At 40.2% G+C, this 18,695-nt stretch carries 12 protein-coding genes; 9 read left to right on the top strand and 3 right to left on the bottom strand.

Annotated features, from left to right (window positions below):
* Nucleotides 1-2,016 precede the first annotated feature (2,016 nt).
* Nucleotides 2,017-3,165: a 5-(carboxyamino)imidazole ribonucleotide synthase gene (locus WCP75_RS04130; RefSeq protein WP_336276980.1), complete on the bottom strand. Its 1,149-nt coding sequence runs from the start codon at nucleotides 3,163-3,165 to the stop codon at nucleotides 2,017-2,019.
* Between the two features lie 8 nt (nucleotides 3,166-3,173).
* Nucleotides 3,174-3,665 carry a 5-(carboxyamino)imidazole ribonucleotide mutase gene (gene purE / locus WCP75_RS04125; protein WP_336276979.1) on the bottom strand — a complete coding sequence of 164 codons (492 nt, stop codon included), beginning with the start codon at nucleotides 3,663-3,665 and terminating at the stop codon, nucleotides 3,174-3,176.
* Between the two features lie 585 nt (nucleotides 3,666-4,250).
* Between purE and WCP75_RS04120 the strand changes: the two genes are divergently transcribed.
* From WCP75_RS04120 to WCP75_RS04105, 4 genes are all read left to right on the top strand, one after another.
* Entirely contained in the window at nucleotides 4,251-4,751 is a 501-nt protein-coding gene (locus WCP75_RS04120) for a helix-turn-helix domain-containing protein (protein ID WP_336276981.1), read from the top strand.
* A 551-nt stretch (nucleotides 4,752-5,302) separates the two neighbouring features.
* Nucleotides 5,303-5,455, top strand: a complete 153-nt coding sequence (locus WCP75_RS04115; protein ID WP_336276978.1) for a DUF5993 family protein — start codon at nucleotides 5,303-5,305, stop codon at nucleotides 5,453-5,455.
* Nucleotides 5,456-5,465: 10 nt separating this feature from the next.
* Complete coding sequence (locus WCP75_RS04110) at nucleotides 5,466-6,041, top strand: disulfide bond formation protein B (protein WP_336276977.1); 576 nt, start codon at nucleotides 5,466-5,468, stop codon at nucleotides 6,039-6,041.
* Nucleotides 6,042-7,584: 1,543 nt separating this feature from the next.
* Entirely contained in the window at nucleotides 7,585-9,225 is a 1,641-nt protein-coding gene (locus WCP75_RS04105) for a BID domain-containing T4SS effector (protein WP_336276976.1), read from the top strand.
* A gap of 1,294 nt (nucleotides 9,226-10,519) precedes the next feature.
* On the opposite strand, the gene WCP75_RS04100 is transcribed toward WCP75_RS04105, so the two are convergent.
* Nucleotides 10,520-10,804 (bottom strand): hypothetical protein, encoded by a 285-nt coding sequence (locus tag WCP75_RS04100; RefSeq protein ID WP_336276975.1) that lies wholly within the window; start codon nucleotides 10,802-10,804, stop codon nucleotides 10,520-10,522.
* A gap of 1,519 nt (nucleotides 10,805-12,323) precedes the next feature.
* On the opposite strand from WCP75_RS04100, the gene infA reads away from it, so the two are divergent.
* The 5 genes from infA (at nucleotide 12,324) to WCP75_RS04075 (ending at nucleotide 18,690) form a co-directional block, all read left to right on the top strand.
* Nucleotides 12,324-12,542, top strand: a complete 219-nt coding sequence (infA, locus tag WCP75_RS04095) for a translation initiation factor IF-1 (protein WP_010702900.1) — start codon at nucleotides 12,324-12,326, stop codon at nucleotides 12,540-12,542.
* Nucleotides 12,543-12,752: 210 nt separating this feature from the next.
* Nucleotides 12,753-13,439: a Maf family nucleotide pyrophosphatase gene (locus WCP75_RS04090; RefSeq protein ID WP_336276974.1), complete on the top strand. Its 687-nt coding sequence runs from the start codon at nucleotides 12,753-12,755 to the stop codon at nucleotides 13,437-13,439.
* A gap of 85 nt (nucleotides 13,440-13,524) precedes the next feature.
* Nucleotides 13,525-13,725 carry a DNA gyrase inhibitor YacG gene (yacG, locus tag WCP75_RS04085; protein ID WP_336276973.1) on the top strand — a complete coding sequence of 67 codons (201 nt, stop codon included), beginning with the start codon at nucleotides 13,525-13,527 and terminating at the stop codon, nucleotides 13,723-13,725.
* A 1,321-nt stretch (nucleotides 13,726-15,046) separates the two neighbouring features.
* Nucleotides 15,047-17,644 carry an ATP-dependent chaperone ClpB gene (gene clpB, locus WCP75_RS04080; RefSeq protein ID WP_336276972.1) on the top strand — a complete coding sequence of 866 codons (2,598 nt, stop codon included), beginning with the start codon at nucleotides 15,047-15,049 and terminating at the stop codon, nucleotides 17,642-17,644.
* A 734-nt stretch (nucleotides 17,645-18,378) separates the two neighbouring features.
* A complete protein-coding gene (locus tag WCP75_RS04075) occupies nucleotides 18,379-18,690 on the top strand; it encodes a hypothetical protein (RefSeq protein WP_336276971.1) in 312 nt (103 codons plus the stop codon).
* Nucleotides 18,691-18,695 lie beyond the last annotated feature (5 nt).

Below are 18,695 nucleotides of genomic sequence, written 5' to 3'. Positions count from 1 at the left end.
AAGGTTTGGGAGGGTAGTTGTGTTTGGGAACCGTTGAGGAGGGGTCTGTGGATTGAGAGCCCTTGGGGTGTGTTGGTGGACTTGAGACGTTTGTGGGAGTTGCTGGGGACTGGAAACCCTTGGGTTTGTGTTTGGGAATTGGAAACGCTGGGGTTGGTGTCTGTGAACTGGAAACGCTGCGGTTGGTGTCTGTGAACTGGAAACGCTGCGGTTGGTGTCTGTGAATTGGAAACACTGCGGCTGTGTTTGTGAACTGGAAACGCTGCGGCTGTGTTTGTGAATTGGAAACACTGCGGCTGTGTTTGTGAATTGGAAACACTGCGGTTGGTGTCTGTGAACTGGAAACGCTGCGGTTGGTGTCTGTGAACTGGAAACACTGCGGCTGTGTCTGTGAACTGGAAGTTGCTAAAAAAATAGCCTATAAAAACCTGATTGTTGAAAGGGACAAGCTCAGTATTCTTTATGTCTGATAAACACGTTGTTGGTGCCGAATGTGTCTATAAAAAATGGCTCGTCGTCTTCCAGACAAAGTTTACGAAAAAACTGAAAAAGCCAAATCAAAATCACATCATCAACTTAAAATTATGCAAATAGACCATCGGCGAGCGCCTACGTTACACGTCTATAAGCGTAAAAATGGAACTCTTCATAAAAAGAGTACCAATAAAAACCATATCAGACTTATTCATTTTTTGATTTATGATATTTTCAAATTACAAAAGTGATTAAGTAATAGGGTAAAAATCATGACGTTAATATTTAACTGAGCTTCGCCAACTCTTGCACCGCCTTCTTTGCGACCATCATTGATGCAACAACTGCTGGAGAGAGAGGAGACGGTGTACAGACCGACAGGCGATGAGGTCAGCTTTTATGTCTGTTGTTCCCAAAAGCTTAGCTTTATACACTTCACAATTTCCCAGCACATGCATTACGCAATTGCATGTCTCCGTGTAGGAAATAAGCTCTATACAATCTACGGATCTTTATTTGCTTGTCAGCGAAAAAAGATATGTAATGACAGAGATTGTCCACTTCGTGAAATCTCGACGAATGCCTTAAGTGGCAGTGATTTCCACTTGGTTAAAGAATTTTTATTTAAATGAGGTTGAGAGAATCCCTAGCCATTTTCTCTGGTATGAGAAGATTGAATGAACAATAATCATAAAAAATCGCTCAAAGTTTGTAAAATGCTGTATTATTACAATTCTGTATAAACGTTAAATCGTAAATAATGTAAAATGAAAGCCTATACGTTTTAAATAAACAACAAACCATTCATAAAGTCCTGCAACTTCCTCTGTTCATAAGATCTCGCAATTTCTTTTATAATAGTTCTATATTTGTTCAAGTCTGTATCATTTATAAAGTAAAGATTTTTAGCATCTCCTGAAACAATATTGTTGTGCCTTCAGGTTGATGAAATGGCGCAATGTCTGAGAAACGGAAAAGGTGGGGATTCGTCCTACAAAACGTGAAAATGAAAAATGTAGCAAAAAGGTTGAGGGGAGAAAATATTTGCGTTCTCTACAGAAAAAAACTGAGAAATAAAATTTCAAATGCGTGCTTCAAGTCGCAGTGATTCCCACTCAGTTAGGGAATTTTTATTTAAATAAGGTTGAGAGAATCCTTAGCTCTTTTCTTCAATTTACTGAAAGCAAGTATCATGGTTCTTCGAGAGGAAAAGAAAGAGGAGAGAGCCTTGAAGAATGTTGCGGGAAAACATCAAAAAACGCCGCTCTAAAATAGCCTTTGGGGTATTAAAGGAAATACGAACATAGAGTATTTTAAGAGAGAAAACCCTTAAGATTAAGAGCTGTCTTTACGAGGAGAGTTTTAGAAAGATATTGAAAGATACAAAGAATACCTCATGAATATATCTTTCGTGTTTACAAGGCGAAAAGGACAACATTTTTCCATAGTTACAGCGAAAGAACGCCTTTCCTCCCCCCGTTCTTTAAGAAATTCAAAATTGATTAGAACTTTTTTTCCGAAGGACGTTTTCGCGGGAATATATCATTCTTCGCGTATATTAGCAGATGTGTTAGCGGTCCCCGTTAATTTGATAACATGACCCATTTTACGAGTTGGCTGGACAGAGCTCTTACCGTATAAATGCACCGATGTGCGGTCTTGCGTTAAAAAATATTTGAATTCACCAAGATTGCTGCCAAGAAGATTTATCATTTCACAATTGCTATGGCGGTAGGTGCTGCCCAAGGGAAGCCCACAAATGGCGCGGATATGTTGTTCAAACTGTGATGTTATACATGCCTTTTGCGTCCAATGCCCAGAATTATGCACGCGCGGTGCCAATTCGTTTACCAAAAGAGCGCCGTCCATTAATACAAAAAACTCAACGCAAAGAACGCCGACATAATCCAGACTATCCATGATCTGCGCGCTGATATCCTGAGCAGCTTTTTGCACATTAAGCGGGATACGAGACGGCACAAACGATTTGTGAAGAATACCGCTTTGATGCTGATTCTCAGGGCAATCGTAAAAAACATGTTCTCCTTGCGGTGTCCGCGCTGAGAGAACAGAAATTTCTGATAAAAATGGAACAATTTCTTCCAAAATACACGGTTGTCCCTGAAAAACCGCTGAAGTTTCAGCAGCGTACTGCTCCGTTGGATGATTCAGCATGACCTGGTTTTTTCCATCATAGCCGAAACAACGTGTTTTCAAAATACCGCGATTGCCTAATGCGGAAAGGGAAGAAATGAGCGATGAGTGGTCATCAACAGCATGCCACAAGGCAGTGCGGATGCCTTGAGAGTTCAAAAACTTTTTCTCAAATAGACGATCTTGCGATATTTCTAGTGCCTTGGATGAGGGATAAACGCACTTACTTTGCTCAACATATTTGATCATGGATAGGGAAAGGTTTTCAAATTCATAGGTCACAATATCACACATTGCAATAAAGCGATCTAACGCTGCACGGTCGTCATAAGGCGCGGCAATATGGTGGCTGGCTGTTTGTGATGCTGGGCAATCTGCCTCCGAACAAAAAACAACAGTTCTAAATCCAAGTTCTGCTGCGGCTATTGCCAACATACGAGCCAGTTGTCCTCCCCCTATCAAGCCGATCGTTCTTCCCGAAGTTAACGCTTGGGAAGAAGATGAAGAAAATTTTTCGAAAGATAAAGGCTCTGTCATGTTGTATCTCAATCTGTAGGAGTTTGCGCTACACTGGATGATTGTTTTTGGCGCCAATCTGCTAGACGTTGCGCTAAGTCATCATCATAAACAGCTAAAAGTGCTGCTGCCAAAAGCGCTGCGTTTATGGCACCCGGCTTTCCGATTGCCAACGTGCCGACGGGAATTCCTGCTGGCATTTGTACAATCGAAAGTAAAGAATCTTGACCATACAATTGCTGCGTGTGCACTGGAACACCAAAAACAGGAAGCGGCGTCAGAGCAGCCAGCATACCAGGAAGATGTGCCGCGCCACCAGCTCCAGCGATCAATACCTTAAAGCCTGCTTCTTTCGCACCTTTCGCAAATTGGTAAAGGCGATCAGGAGTACGGTGCGCTGAGATAATTTGGGAAGTGTGGGAAATTTCAAGACTACTCAAAATATCCGCACTATAGCGCATCGTCTGCCAATCGGATTGGCTGCCCATTAAGATCGCTACATCATGTGGTTGTTTAGTCATCCTATATCCTTTTCAAAGGTTCAATGATTCCCTCCCGTTTTTTTTTAAAGTTTTATACTGTCTTTGGAAAGTAAATTTATACAAAAAAATAGTTTTTAATAATACCTTAGCTAGAAACTCATGTTTCGAAAATTTAGGCAACAAAAAACACAAATTTTTATAAAATATAAAAAAATAATCTAAACAAATTAAGTGATTAATGGTGTTGCATTTCGCATTTTATAGATAAATTATTTGACTTGATTAGAAAAATATTGATGTAAAATAAAAAGAAAAGTTATAAAGTAGTTTCCGTGTATAGAAAAACTGTAAAAAATGATTTAATAGGCAAAATAAAATTCCGATGTTAGGACCTTATTTTAAATAAGATTAGCTTATGGTGTTAGTTGTTTTTTCGTTAAACTGTACAATACTAAACAGATAAGTTCATTGGACAAATAAGGTTGTTTACAGATTCGGAAAAAAGGCTCCAAGCCATTTCAAATCACTCAAAGAAAGGGGTGAGAAACAACGCTTTTTCACTAAACAAGGAAAAAGTGTTGGCTTTCGCGCCTTGTAAACAAGAAAATATTTATGAGGTATTTTTTGGCACGTCCCGATTCAGAACCAAAAACACCATTAGCAAAGCGCTTACGAAAAATAAGAAAAATGTTTGGAAATGAAGAACGTGGCGCTTTTGCAAAATCTCTCGGTTTAGCGAAAAATACACTGGCAAATTACGAGCTAGGTGCCAGCGAACCGCAAGCGTCTATCATAATGGCCTACCACACAATTTACAGCGTGGATGTGCGTTGGATACTCACAGGCGAGGGGGAAATGTTTACCGATGTGGCAAGGGCAAAAGCTGCAGGCTTTAAACCACAGCCCATTCCCGCTGGACTGACGAAAAAACTTGAACGTGTAGCCCATACAATCTATCGCGATGCAAAAATAGAACTCTCTCCAGAAAAGCTAGCGCAATTGGTGGAGGAGCTCAGCAGAAAGTTGCAAGAACTTGTTCAAAATATCAATGACAAGGAAGAAGTCGAGGCAACCTTGCCGCTTCTTAAATTGCATTTAAAACGTCAAGTTAAAGCAAAAAAATAAGCAGAAAAGATGCATAAAATACGGATTAAAAATTATCTGAAATCAAAAGTTAATGAAAATTATGAAATCCAAAGTTAATGAAAATTATTTGTCGCTTTTCTATGATTCTTGAATCTGAATGCGATAGCCGATTTTTTTTAAATAGAAGAGCAGAAAGCTAGTGCACTTAAAAAATAAAAAATTCTAGCATGAAAAATGATAAAAAAATTTATGAGGTCCAGAGGCAAAAATATGGCAGTTATAAGGACGCCTTATTTCATTTGAAAAATTCCTGAATATTAAACCCAAATTATGATCATTTCATACCCTCTAGTATAGAGACAAAAACGATCCCATACATCTTTAAATAAATAATGTTTGACCAAACAATAATTCTTCTATATCTCAATGAAACCCACAACTTCTAATGTTCTTCTTTCGCACTAAGGTGAAAATCTAAAGCATGGATCGTGGGTAAATAAATATATCGTCTCTTTTTTTGACAATTATCTAACATCTCTTCGTGCAATATGCGCTCACCGCATATTACTAAATAACAAAGGCTTTTTACCATGTTTATCCCATTTTTAATTGCTTTGTGCACAGCAGTAACCGCTGCCTGTGGAAAGAAAAACACAAGCTACGCTCTTTGGGTGGTTTTGTTGATTGTTATCCTCCTTACTTTTAACCATCATGCAACCTCTGTCCTGAATTTGTCTTTTTAAGGGGGAAATTATGAAAAATATCGAGCAAAAAAACTACCATTTTGTTGTCTTTATGAACTCTTTGGGACTCATTGGTTTATCCATTGTTTTGTTAGTAGCTTTTTATTATCAGTTAATGAAATTTGAATTGCCATGCCCACTTTGTCTTCTTCAGCGCGTTGGTCTTATGCTGGCTGGGTGCGGATTCCTTCTTAATATATGCAACAAAATAAAAAATACCCATTATGCTATGGTTATTCTCGGCTGTATGGTAACGGGTATTGTCGCTATTCGGCAAATATTTTTGCATATCGAACCAGGCGATCTCGGATATGGATCGACTTTCTTCGGATTGCATTTTTATAGTTGGACTTTTATCATTTCCGTCCTTTGTATTTTGGGCGTTGTTGTTGTTATGGTTTTGACGGAGTTGTCGCATAAATTTAAGGTGCTGCCCTCTTTACCAATGTTGAATAAGACAGCAAGTTTCTTGTTTATATTTTTGATTGCAGCTAACTTAGTTTCTACTGTATTGGAGTGCGGAAGCGGACAATGTGCCGATGATCCTGTTAGATATGAATTATTGTCAAGTTGGTTTCTTTCTTAAAAAGATTCTTTTGGGCTTTTGGAGCGTATCATAAGCGAAAAAATTTCATAAGCCCGGCTTTGATTTCTGTAGAATATATCTCAAATATCTAAATGATAGAAAAAGATGCAAAATTACCAAAAATTTTGCATCTTTCTTGCAATATGTCGCTCGTGGACTTCTAATCTCTTGATAATTTGCCTTTGGTGACTGATCACTGCAAGCGGCAGGGTCCGTTCGAGTTTTAATCTTCTGAGAAAATCCGGAAATGGATCATCCTGAACACATCATCCTATTAAAGAGAAATGCTCGCGCATACATAGCGAAAACAAGACCTTATATTCTGACAATGAGTTCTCATAATAAATTCCGTCAATTTCATTATAAATCGCCGATTATATATCAAATGAGTATACACTTTTGGGGCTTTTTCTTTTGTAAAATGTCATGCGTTTTTGTTACGAAATTAAAAAACGGTAGAATTAAAGCAGAAATATGCGATTGAAAATAATTTCAAAAATATCGTAGTCGTAGCCATTATATACAATGAAGAGAATAGCTATTCATTAAAGAAATGAAAAAAGTGAGGGGAGAACGATAATACGATCTATGAGAGCGGAAAGTGTGTGTGCACTCACGTGAAACGGCATTATTTCTCCAAAAGATTGAAGGTGGATATATTCTCCTGCAGGGTGCTATATGCGTTTTACTGTAGAAAATTGCCTAAATGTATTTCTCTGTAAAAACTTCAGCATTCCTAGATTTAAAAACTTGTTATCGTATTTACTATTATAATTTTTTCTTTATTTCTGTAAAATCGTTTTTAAGATAAAAAGTGCCTCGAATTTCATTGTATATTTCCACGACAAGCTGAAGACTAAATCTTAACACAATGCGCATTTGTGGACTCTCCACGCATATTTGTCGTTTGAGCTTGGAACAAGAAGCACTCATTCTTATAAATCGTTCTTGATATATCTTTGATAAAGCGTCGGTGATCGTGATGTTAGAGCACGATTTATGACGCCATTTTTGTGCCGTTTTTGCAGAAAGTAAAATATCAAATATTATTTATTTTCATACGTTTACTTTTCTGTTGACCACCCTACATACCAGATTGTCATCATACGACCACTGCATTCGCTACAATCGTGGTTTTACATCTATCAAGTGGCTTTGGGGAGCGACTTCGTTGAAAGAAGCGATCGCTGAGTGCGGGCGCTTGCGGCGGTGTCTGTGACAAATATAAAAGTAAAATAGAAAAGGTAAAAATATAAAAGGCCGTAAAAGGCAAATAATAAACAGCAGAAAAGGGAGGTTCATAGAAAGTCTTTTTTAAAAGGGGAAATTTACGAAAACAACTCCAGCCGGTCGTTGTACATTTCTCGCGTAGAAAAATTACAAGCAGAACATGGAAGCGGTTAACGCCGCTAAGAATGTCTGTGTAATTGATGAGAGTGCACTTTGCCGTAAAACATTTGAAAATCCCAGAGGGAGAGTCAGAGGTATTCGTTAAGGAAGCTTGATATTCTCGTGAACAGCGCCGCATTTTAAGGAAGCGAACATGGTAAAATCAGAACAATTACAATTACATACGGTAAATACGGGACATGCGGGACATGCGGGGCGCACAGAGGGCTATTTTTATCCTGGCACACAAGTTCTGAAAAACAGATACGGGATAACAAATGCCCAGGAATTAGATGCAAAATGCAGCCTTGATCTAGTCTTGGCAATGGATGAGCTAAATCATGAGCCACTGCCAGGAAAATTTACTACCAGTTACCTAAAATACATTAACAGAATATTGTATGGTAGTAATTTTGAATGGGCTGGTCAGACCATCGATCAACCATGTGTGTTTTCAGATGGTACTGCTGCTGGTTTGGTGAATGCAGAATTTGCTGCAGAGATCCGAGAAGGCCTGCAGGAGATAGATAATGTTCTAGAAGAAAACAGCGACTTAAAAAACCTATCAGATAAAGAATTTGCTAATGTTACAGCACGAACATTTTGTGCTCTGGATAAGCTGAAGCCGTTCGTAGAAGGAAATGAGCTTACACGGCAAGTATTTCTTGAAAAGCTGGCTGAGGCCACAGGCCGAAAAATTGATCTTTCGCTTGTAACCACTGCTCACTTGGAAAATGTGACCAGGATTGCAGAGAAATATGATGATATGAAGCCTATGGCAGAGATGATTCAGGGTATTTCTAACCCTAAAACAGCTGCTGCTTTGAGAGAATTTTTGGGCCAAATGCAGAATGCTACGGGTGGTGCGATTCAGCAGCATATCGTTTTGGGCGCAAATGAAGGAGGAACTTATCAGGGTATTTATCAAGGTTCCGGCGTAAATGGTTTTGCGGTTAAAATGGATGATGTGTATATCGTCGGGTCGTTGGAGCATTTAACGCCAGAACAGCTGAAAAGTTTGAAACCTGGCGACAAGATTACTTTTCAAGTTCCAAAGGCTGAGGAGCTCGACAAAGTTCTTATCCCGGCGGAAAAATTAGCTGATTTAACCAAAGAAGAGCTTGGCCAGAGAGTTTCGGAAAGACCTATTATTCAGGCAACGCAAAGGCAAGTTCAGCGGTATGCGGAGCTCGTCTACGGTGATCCTGGTGTTTTTGACAAAATGATGAAAAAAATGTGCGGTGAGAGATTCGTCGATGGAGAGCTCCCCGACCAAATTTTGAATAATCCAAAAAGTTTTCACAGACTTTCAGGTGTGGGCTTTCTCGGATTTAAAAGTGAAAGGCGTCAGCGAGCCGAGGAAAATATTGAGAGACTTAGTGAGGCAATGCAGAAGTATCTCCGCGCTACAGCAATTTGTAAGCATGATGCCATTGATCATCATCGGGAAGAGCAAGCGCGCTGCGGAACGCAGATCGATATGCCAAGTAAGACACTGCGGGAAGTTTTTGAATTTCCGATGGATATGCAGAAAGACATTTTCAAAGAGCTGCCTGAGCTGAAACAAGAACTTAGCGATTTTGTGAAGAAAGTTGAGAAGCGTCTCTCAGCGGAAGAACGGTGTGCTGTCAGCGATAAAAATCTTAAGAAACTTGCTGAGAGTGTTGGGGTATCAGAAAGTAAAGCAGAGCAAATGTTGAAAATTATTAATGGTGCAAAAGCAATTAATGAAGAAGTTCAGCAACAAGCGCAAGTCATCAAACTTCATCAGACGCAAAAAGTAATGTCTATGTAAGCTGATGAGGAAAAAATAAAATATATATCGTCATTGGGAGCTCGTATAAGACGGTACAAAGTAGAGATGATGTGCGTTGTTTCAGCACGGCGTGTTAACCTAAAAGAGAAAAAATCAACGCCGTGCTGATTTTGTAGTTATACAGGCCACATTTAGGGTTGGCGTTGCTTCTGCCATTCTTGATACAGACAACATTGAACAACGCGGACGGTCTTTTCATTCAAGCGCAATATAAAAAATGTGATATCGAATATGAAAAACGACAGTCCGGTTCTATAAAAGGACAGGGAAAGGGAGCTGTTCGTAATGGGTTTTCTGGGATAATATTCGGTAACTCTCAATCGATGTTTTGCAACATTGTGCAAAACAAGAAATATCGGTGCTAAGTTTTCAATACCGCTTTTATTAAACGCATCATAATCGCTGGAATGTGACTTACGCTTTCAATATTGTTGTATCTATGTAACTAAAAACAAGTATATATTTCTTCATCTGATACACAACGATTTGAGTATTATACGTTTTTTGCATTTTTTTGCAGTTTTGCGGGAAGAGAAGAAAAAACGAAACTGTGTAGTATAAAGCAGAGACGTGTGGTGGTGAATAAGCTGATTTCAGTGGGCAACGATACAGAGTAAAATTTCAGTGAAAAAGAATGACGCTAGCGTTTTTGTCAACTTGGTTAGGGCCAACATTTTCAGTTCTGAAATAGTTTCTAATGGAGTTTTTTTATGCTCTCTATTTCTCATTCGTTACCCCATCAGGTTTAACGGTCCCTTCTGTTGCAGCTATACCGGTTGGCCATCCTGGCTTTGCAATAAAAGCAGTATGGTCAAAGGATGTGGTGCTAAACGTATTTAGGATTTTTATTGCCGTGCGTTCTTACATTTGAACATACCTACTGCGCATCTTCATTGAGCTACATCATTGCTTTTTTATCTCAAATGCTCGTATTTTTGGAAAAAAATAAAAAAGCGGGGCTAGTGGTTTAATAGCTTAAGGCATAGCCCAGGCGTTATGCAGTATTCATGTGAGGACAATGTGAGACCTAGACATAATTTGGGAAAAAATATAGAAAATTTATAAGTATTGGTACAGTTAACAGTGGCTTTGTTGATTTTGAGAGAAAAGAAGAAAAACGTCAATAAACGGAAATGAAGAAGTTTTTTCACAATAGCTCCTTTCTAAGAAGGATGATACGGGGTTTAAAAAACAGCCATTAAGAAGGCGGTATGCAAAACAAAAGAAAGAGGTTACTGTCTCTTTCTTTTATTTGTTATTGCGAAATTATCATTTATCCGCTTTGGGCGATTTCCGCTGAAATCATATTTGAGCCGTTGTGACTTTCTTCATTTTCACGAGATTGAGGATAATCGCTGGACATCCACGTGTTATCATTTGATTTTCTTAGTGGAGCATTAGGACTTTCGGCGTCTTCCATTTTAGAGATAAAAATAGTGGACAAAAAAAACCGAGATTTTTGGTGCCCTATGAGCAGCATCTCATAACATTTCATAGACAGATTTAGCAAAAGATCAGGTCTCTCTAATTGACTGGTCCTCTCTGGGGGGGCTGCCATTCTTGAGTGTTTGCGACGACATCGAGCTTTTTCTCCACCGCTGAAAAGGTTTCTTGTCGTTTTAGAGGCATCCGCATTTTTGCTAGTTTACCCTATTTTTCTCCAGCATCTTCCTGGACTCTACCAAGGCATCTTAATCTTCTATTGAGTTTTTCTAATTTATTTCCAAATAAAGTCCTGGAAGTCGTGCTGATTGCGATTGCCGTTGCTACCTCCAATTAGCGTACCTCATACTGCCGCTTGAGACAGAAATGAAGCCAGAGACAATGTGAGAGATTGCTATTGTTCAGCATATGCAATTGAAGAAAATCCTACTGATATGTGTATTGATGCAGGATGTCCGTTGTAAGCCTGTGGTTGCAATGCTTTTGTCTCAGGGGTTAATACAACGAAAATGACAAAGACAAACGGAGTATTTGTGATCTTTTGTTGATTGTTGTGCCGCATTATGGAAATTTGAACGCCGCTCAGAACAGCATTTAGCAATGATGGTGGTTATCAGAACCGATTGTAAGCTTAATTTGCGCATTTTTTACGCGATATTACGAAATCACTTAAAAAATTGAACAAATATTAATAGCGAAAAAAAATGTAAAAAAACGTTGCACCATTTTCTGAGATATATGGCGCATTAGGTATCTTATGGAACTATGCGGTTAAACTAATATATGCATTTTATCAATGTTCAGTCTATTGAGTTTAATAGTTAGATCTAGTTAGCTGAACATTGATCATCGCATTGACATCGGCACTGTTTTCTAAAATGCAAGAAATTGCCCGCGTCGTCGACACGTTGGCGGAAGAAAACAACTCGCTTTTTAAATTAGATTTTGAAAAAAATTTTGTTTGTAAAAACAAAATACAACCACGCAATATAAATCTCCGACAAATCTATAATTTTGACCAATTAAGCTAACAAACAATTTATCGTCTGAGAAAAAGAAATAAAAGCATCTGGCAAATAAGGAGAGGGAAATGGAAAATTTGAGCCAATTTTTTTAGTGTGTTTTTACGTAAAACCGTATTTACCAAGATTTTTTCTTGTTTTCTGTATATCTGTGTAAGTGTATAATCGTTAAATCGTAAATAAAGAAATAAATAGATCTATAAGGCCAATGTTTACAAAGACATGATCTTTGATGTCATTGGCGTTTATGTTGTTTTCTAAAGTGCAAAAAATAATTCATATTATAAGAAGAGAAGCTTAAAAGTGATTTGCACGGTTTGCGGAAAAATGAACGAGATATAAAAAAATACTGAGGTAGAATAAGCTGAATTATGATCATCTTTCAAAAAAATTATCTCAAATGTCCATAAAGCATCCAACCAATACAAAATGTAGAAGCATTTAAAAGGCAAGTGTTGAAGAAAATCTCTTTCTTTTTGTTGAATTTTTGTTCACAAAACTAGAAAAATAAGATATGAACGCTAAAAATTAATCCGCGTGGTATTCGTTAAGAATCGATGCGCGGGATTATTTTTAAGGTTAACGTGCGAATTATAAAGGGAGTCGTTGTTTATGTCCAAAGAAGAGGTTTTGGAATTTTCTGGTGTTGTAACTGAGCTTCTCCCTAATGCCATGTTTCGCGTTAAACTGGAAAATGACCATGAAATCATCGCCCATACTGCAGGTAGAATGCGCAAGAATCGCATTCGTGTATTGGCAGGTGATAAAATTATGGTTGAAATGACCCCTTATGATTTGACAAAAGGACGTATCACTTATCGCTATAAGTAAGACGTGGTATTTTATTTTCTATGAAAATAGCGCTGTTGTTCAGGAATGCTGCTCCCATCCTTTCCAAAAGAAAAAATTATCTTTGGGACGGAAAAAAAGAAGTCGCCTGGAAGATCTAAGAAAAAGAGGCGGGGAGCTGTTTGCGAAAAAAAATCAGTGTTGCGAAAGCTCGTCTCGTGAGGGTGTAGTGTCGCTTTTGAGGGGGTTGATGTGGGTGTCTTGAGAGGAACTTGCGATGAAGAGTCGCATTCGGAAGAAGTTCAATTGGTGCTCGCTTCTGCTTCGCCGCGCCGGTTAGCGCTTTTGGCGCAAATTGGTCTGGATCCCCATCATGTCTTGGCAACAAATATCGATGAAACACCAAAAATAAGAGAACATCCCGCAAATCTTGCAAAGCGTTTGGCAAAGGAAAAAGCGCTGAGAGCACAAGAAATTTTGCTGTGGTGCAAGAAAAACAGAAAAGAAGAGTTCTCAGCGAGAAAAACTGTGATTTTAGCCGCCGATACCGTCGTTGCTGTCGGGCGTGTCATTCTTCCTAAACCAGAACAAGAAGATGAAGCTTACGAATGTTTGCGCTACCTTTCTGGACGTGTCCACGAAGTATATGGCGCCATTTGTGTGCTAAACGAATATGGAAAAAAAACTGTGAAGCTAATCGAAAGCCACGTCCGTTTTAGGCGGTTGACCTCTGCTATGATAGATGCTTATCTTGCGTCTGGAGAATGGAAAGGAAAAGCAGGCGGATACGCTATTCAGGGAAATGCGGGTGCTTTCGTTGTTCATATTGCTGGCTCATATTCCAATGTGGTTGGTTTGTCATTAGCTGAAACAATGGATCTCCTTACAGCTTATCGCTTTCCCGTTCTCACAAATTGGACTAAAGAGATCGTGGCTTGAGAAAAGCTCAGCAAAAACAAATAAACAAAACAAAAATATCAGAAAAAATGAAAAATGGCGCGAATAAACGATTAGGGTGCAATAAATGCCAAAAGAGCCAGGTACAACACAAACAGAGGTAGCTACAAAATATCCTCCACGTCCTTGCCCAATTTGTGGTCAAATGTCTCGGCAAGATGCTTATCCTTTCTGCTCAACAAGATGCCGCGCATTGGATCTTAACCGGTGGCTTTCAGGCGCTTATATCTTGCCACCCCCACCGCAAAAAGCAGATGAAGAAGAATAAAAGAAAGCAGAAAATGTTAAGAGCTGGAAGGGTCAGTGTTGAAGGTCATCCGTGGAATAGAGTGGTCAATGCTAAAGGAAACTGAGCACTTAAAGCCAATAAAAAGCTCGGTTTTTGAAACTGAAAAAAATAAGTGAGATCAAGAAGGGCAAAGATGATGTTTCCTGAAATCAGGAAGATCCCGGTTCATTGAAGTTCAACACGGTTTCGCCAGCCTCAGGGTAAGGACCGCACTTGCTGATATGGTCTTGCAAGAAAACCAAAAACAGCCCCAGAAAAGTGGCTGTACAGAACGTGTCTAGTTTTATAGAAAGCGAGAAATTCAAGGGCATTATATATGTTTTAAAGGGGCAGGTGCAATTTCAAATTAAGGATATGGATCACCCCGTATCTATATTTATTTTACAAAAATATCGTTGTGTAGCAGCCGTGTTAGATGCTCTTTGAGCAATGCGGGATTTTACGCAGACATGAAAGCGGAAGCAACAGGTTTAAGACTATAAGTTAACCTTGAGGGACTTAATAAAAAAATTCGGCTGTTTCATCTGCACAATAAGGTGTTATGCAAAAGGAAAATATCTTTCTTAAAGTTAAAAACAAAACAAGTGGTCGGGCTGTGTGAAAAGTTGAAACCTTGTCTAAAACATCAATGGTAAGGAAAACGTTGAGAAAACTTTTCGCCACTTAGAAAACTGAATAACGGAAAACTGAATAATGCAAAAATAGGGACGGAAAAGTATACCTTGAAGAAAAATATACAGTCAATGCGTTCTCAAAAGTAAAAACTCACCCACTTTTCGCTTTTCGTTGTTTGAAGCAAATTCAAAAACTACCTTTTACTTTTTGATCGCATTTTTTTCTAAAGTTGTTCAAAAATTAGCCTTTAAGCTCACAAAAAATTCCTGTGAGTAAAATTTAAACTCGAAAATAAGGCGCCCTTTACTGTGCATTTCAGTAAATCGAGGAAGTGCCGTTGATTGTGGTTTTATTCCGTCTTTTCTCATTGTTTATAAAATTTTGTGTCAAATGATATCGGGAAAAATTAAGCCTCTACTACGAAAAACAAAATAAGACGTTGCTAATTCTCTTGAGTTAAACATCGTGTTTTTTCTTTTCCCGCTAAGGCCTATTTCGCCACAATTACTCCTTATTTGTTGAATCATTCCTCTTGTACTATCTCTCGTCGAGACCCATATTCATTTTGGAAATGTGGTTGTTTCCGTGCTGCACCGTTTGCTCCGTAGGGCCGGAGGATGGAGGCCTTTGCAAAGGTCTTTGGAGAGTGAAGTAAAGGGTGGTGGCGGTTACGAAAGGAAAAAAAATGAACCTGGAAAAATATAGTGAACGTCTTCAAGGCTTTTTGCAATCAGCGCAAAATAACGCCCTCTCTCGTGACCATCAGCAATTTATGCCAGAGCATCTCCTCAATGTGATTTTGGAGGATCCCCAGGGATTGGCTGCCTCTTTGATTCAAAGAGCAGGGGGAGATCTTTCACTTATCCGGAAAACGCTCAAGGACGCCCTCGATGCTCTTCCACAAGTTCAAGGAGGAAATGGGCAGCTTTATCTATCTCAGCCCTTGGCAAAAGTCTTCTCTACGGCAGAGAATATCGCACAAAAAGCCGGAGACCAATTTGTAACCGTAGAGCGAGCTCTACAAGCGCTGCTTATGGAAAATACCGCAAAAACAGCCGACATTTTAACAAAAGCAGGCGTAACTCCGCAAGCGCTTAACCAAGCAATTAACGCTCTTCGTAAAGGAAAAACAGCAACAAGTCCACGTGCTGAGAGCCAGTATGATGCCCTTAAAAAATATGCTCGTGATTTGACAAAAGATGCACGGGAAGGAAAACTTGATCCCGTCATCGGACGAGAAGAAGAAATCCGCCGAGCCGTTCAAGTTCTTTCAAGGCGGACAAAAAATAATCCTGTTCTCATTGGAGAGCCCGGTGTGGGAAAGACAGCAATCGTTGAAGGTCTCGCACTGCGAATTATTAATGGCGATGTGCCAGAAACACTGCGCGATAAACAGCTGTACGCGCTGGATATGGGCGCGCTCATTGCTGGGGCAAAGTATCGAGGTGAATTCGAAGAACGATTAAAAGGGGTCTTGGCTGAAGTGCAAGCCGAAAGTGGGCAAATCATCCTCTTCATTGATGAACTACACAACCTCGTTGGGGCCGGAAAGTCCGATGGCCCTATGGATGCTTCCAATCTCCTGAAACCCGCTCTCGCACGAGGAGAACTCCATTGTGTCGGTGCGACGACTTTAGATGAATATCGTAAATATGTTGAAAAAGATGCCGCCCTCGCACGGCGTTTCCAGCCCGTCTTCGTGTCTGAGCCAACCCTCGATGATACAGTCTCCATTCTACGAGGCATTAAAGAAAAATATGAACAACACCACAAAGTGCGATTAGCAGATAGCGCTTTGATTGCTGCCGCGCGCTTATCTAATCGTTATATTACAGACCGTTTCTTGCCCGATAAAGCCATCGATCTGATTGATGAAGCTGCAGCGAGATTACGTATGCAAGTCGATTCAAAGCCAGAAGAGCTCGATGTGGTCGATCGGCGAATCTTACAGTTGAAAATTGAGCAAGAGGCCTTGAAAACAGAGGTCGATCCAACAGCAAAAGAGCGCTTAAAAATCGTACAAGACGAGCTTAAAACATTAGAACAACAATCTGCAGAAATGACAAGCGCTTGGCAGGCCGAAAAGCAAAAATTAGGACACGCAGCAGACCTGAAAAAACAGCTCGAAGATGCTCGTAATGCTTTGGCTATCGCTCAGCGAAATGGGCAATTCCAGAAAGCAGGAGAACTCGCTTATAGCGTCATTCCTGAACTCGAAAAACAATTGAGTATTGCTGAAAATGACGACCAACAAAGCAGTTTCGTCGAAGAAACTGTCACCGCTGAGCATATTGCACGTATCGTTTCAAGATGGACGGGAATTCCCGTTGATCGTATGCTGGAAGCAGAAAGAGAAGCTTTGCTGCGTATGGAAGACGAAATCGGAAAACGTGTCGTGGGGCAAGGTGAAGCCGTTCAGGCTGTGGCACGCGCTGTACGACGCGCGAGAGCAGGGTTGCAAGATCCAAATCGACCCATCGGATCATTCATGTTCCTAGGTCCAACAGGTGTCGGGAAAACCGAATTAACTAAAGCACTCGCCGCTTTCTTGTTCCAAGATCCTAATGCAATATTACGTATTGATATGTCCGAATATATGGAAAAACACGCCGGTGCACGCCTCATTGGGGCACCGCCTGGGTATATTGGTTATGAAGAAGGAGGCGTGCTGACAGAGGCTGTGCGCAGAAGGCCGTATCAGGTCATTCTGTTCGATGAAATCGAAAAAGCGCATCCCGATATTTTTAATCTCTTGCTCCAGGTCCTTGATGAAGGGCGATTAACAGATAGCCAGGGAAGAACCGTTGATTTCAGAAACACTTTACTCATTATGACTTCAAATTTGGGGGCTGAGTTCTTAACTGCTCTGCCCGAAGGACAAGAAATCGATCAGGCAAAAGATGATGTTATGAAGGTCGTAAAAGCATCTTTCCGGCCAGAGTTTCTTAACCGTATTGATGAGATCATTCTGTTTCAGAGATTGCAGCGCGATGATATGGAGGCAATCGTTGATATTCAAATACAACAATTGCAAAATTTGCTCAATGAACGAAAAATAACTCTACATATCAAGCCAGAAGTAAGGCAGTTCATCGCTGATAAAGGATATGATCCCGTCTACGGAGCCCGACCTCTCAAACGGGTGATACAAAAAGAAATTCAAGATCCGCTCGCCGAGAGCATCTTGTTTGGAAAAATTCACGATGAAACGGATGTCACAATCGTAAAAGAAGGTGATCGTTTGAGCTTTCATTCAGAAAAGCAAACCGGAAATAGTGCGTAAGAAAACAGCTGTCGACAATAAAACTTGACAAGGTTAATCTAAAAAGGTACCATTATACCACAATCGGTTTTTTTCGCCTTAACGTTGGGTTTTGTGCCGGGCGCGTTCCCGTTGTGTTTGTTTTTCCAAGTTGTTTGTCGGGGTCTCCGTGTGCGTGTCCAGAGGTCAGAACGCTGATGTTCTGGTTTGGTTGCGGCGCTGGTGTCCGTTCTGGAAAAAGGAACCGAAGCAGCTGGTGTTTTTGTGTGTCGTGGAAGAATCCGCACGTCGGTGGTACGCGGTGGGAAGGTGTTCCTTCCGTTTCGTTTTCGGGCGTGTTTTGTGGGGTCGTTCCATCAGGTGGGTTGTTCCTGTTTCTCTCCTCTGTGTGTTCTTTTTCGAGCGAACGGCAGGGTGCGCGCACGCTTCTTTTAAAAAATGATCTGCAATCTCGATACAAATGGTGAAATAGCGGACAATAAGGGCAGGTCATGGTTGTGTGCGTTAAAAAAATAGACACAAAGCTATTGAGCATGATGGTAATTGCCGGAAACTCACGCCAGATGGTTGGACGGATTAATCAGAAGTAAGATGAAAAAGCCGCGGTGTTGGAGTCGGTCGGTGAGTAGGCCTGGCCAGGATTGCGGTTCACTTGGAACTGTGTTTCCGATTATGTGAGTCATCTTATCGATTATCAAAATATTTCGCTGATCCTTGCGCAAGAAAATGAGCTATCACTTATTTAAAGGGACACAATGGTAAAAAATGAAAAGTGCCTTTCTTTACGTAAAAGAGGACGGTCGAAAGGGGCGTTAAATAAATCAACGAAACGCTTTAATGAAGCTCTTCTTACTGCTGCAGAGCAGGCGGGGTCCCAGTATGGGGATGATGGGCTTGTGTCTTATCTGCAGTATCACGCACTTAATAACCCTGTGCCTTTCTTTTCGCTGCTTGCGAAGGTTTTGCCTTTACAAGTGACTGCAGAAGCTGGAGGTAACGTCAAAACAATTTCCCGTATCGAGATCGTTCCGGTCGATTCAAAAGATATGACGCCAGGTGAACGATGACGCTC

This window comes from Bartonella numerosa, assembly GCF_037070845.1.
Lineage (GTDB): Bacteria > Pseudomonadota > Alphaproteobacteria > Rhizobiales > Rhizobiaceae > Bartonella.
Note: the sequence above shows the minus strand (reverse complement) of the source record. Positions and strands in the feature narration are given on the sequence as shown.

Coding starts and splice junctions, on each gene's coding strand:
- WCP75_RS04130 (WP_336276980.1), bottom strand. CDS start 3,165: ATGACAGAGCCTTTATCTTTCGAAAAATTTTCTTCATCTTCTTCCCAA.
- purE (WP_336276979.1), bottom strand. CDS start 3,665: ATGACTAAACAACCACATGATGTAGCGATCTTAATGGGCAGCCAATCC.
- WCP75_RS04115 (WP_336276978.1), top strand. CDS start 5,303: ATGTTTATCCCATTTTTAATTGCTTTGTGCACAGCAGTAACCGCTGCC.
- WCP75_RS04110 (WP_336276977.1), top strand. CDS start 5,466: ATGAAAAATATCGAGCAAAAAAACTACCATTTTGTTGTCTTTATGAAC.
- WCP75_RS04105 (WP_336276976.1), top strand. CDS start 7,585: ATGGTAAAATCAGAACAATTACAATTACATACGGTAAATACGGGACAT.
- WCP75_RS04100 (WP_336276975.1), bottom strand. CDS start 10,804: ATGGCAGCCCCCCCAGAGAGGACCAGTCAATTAGAGAGACCTGATCTT.
- infA (WP_010702900.1), top strand. CDS start 12,324: ATGTCCAAAGAAGAGGTTTTGGAATTTTCTGGTGTTGTAACTGAGCTT.
- yacG (WP_336276973.1), top strand. CDS start 13,525: ATGCCAAAAGAGCCAGGTACAACACAAACAGAGGTAGCTACAAAATAT.
- clpB (WP_336276972.1), top strand. CDS start 15,047: ATGAACCTGGAAAAATATAGTGAACGTCTTCAAGGCTTTTTGCAATCA.
- WCP75_RS04075 (WP_336276971.1), top strand. CDS start 18,379: ATGGTAAAAAATGAAAAGTGCCTTTCTTTACGTAAAAGAGGACGGTCG.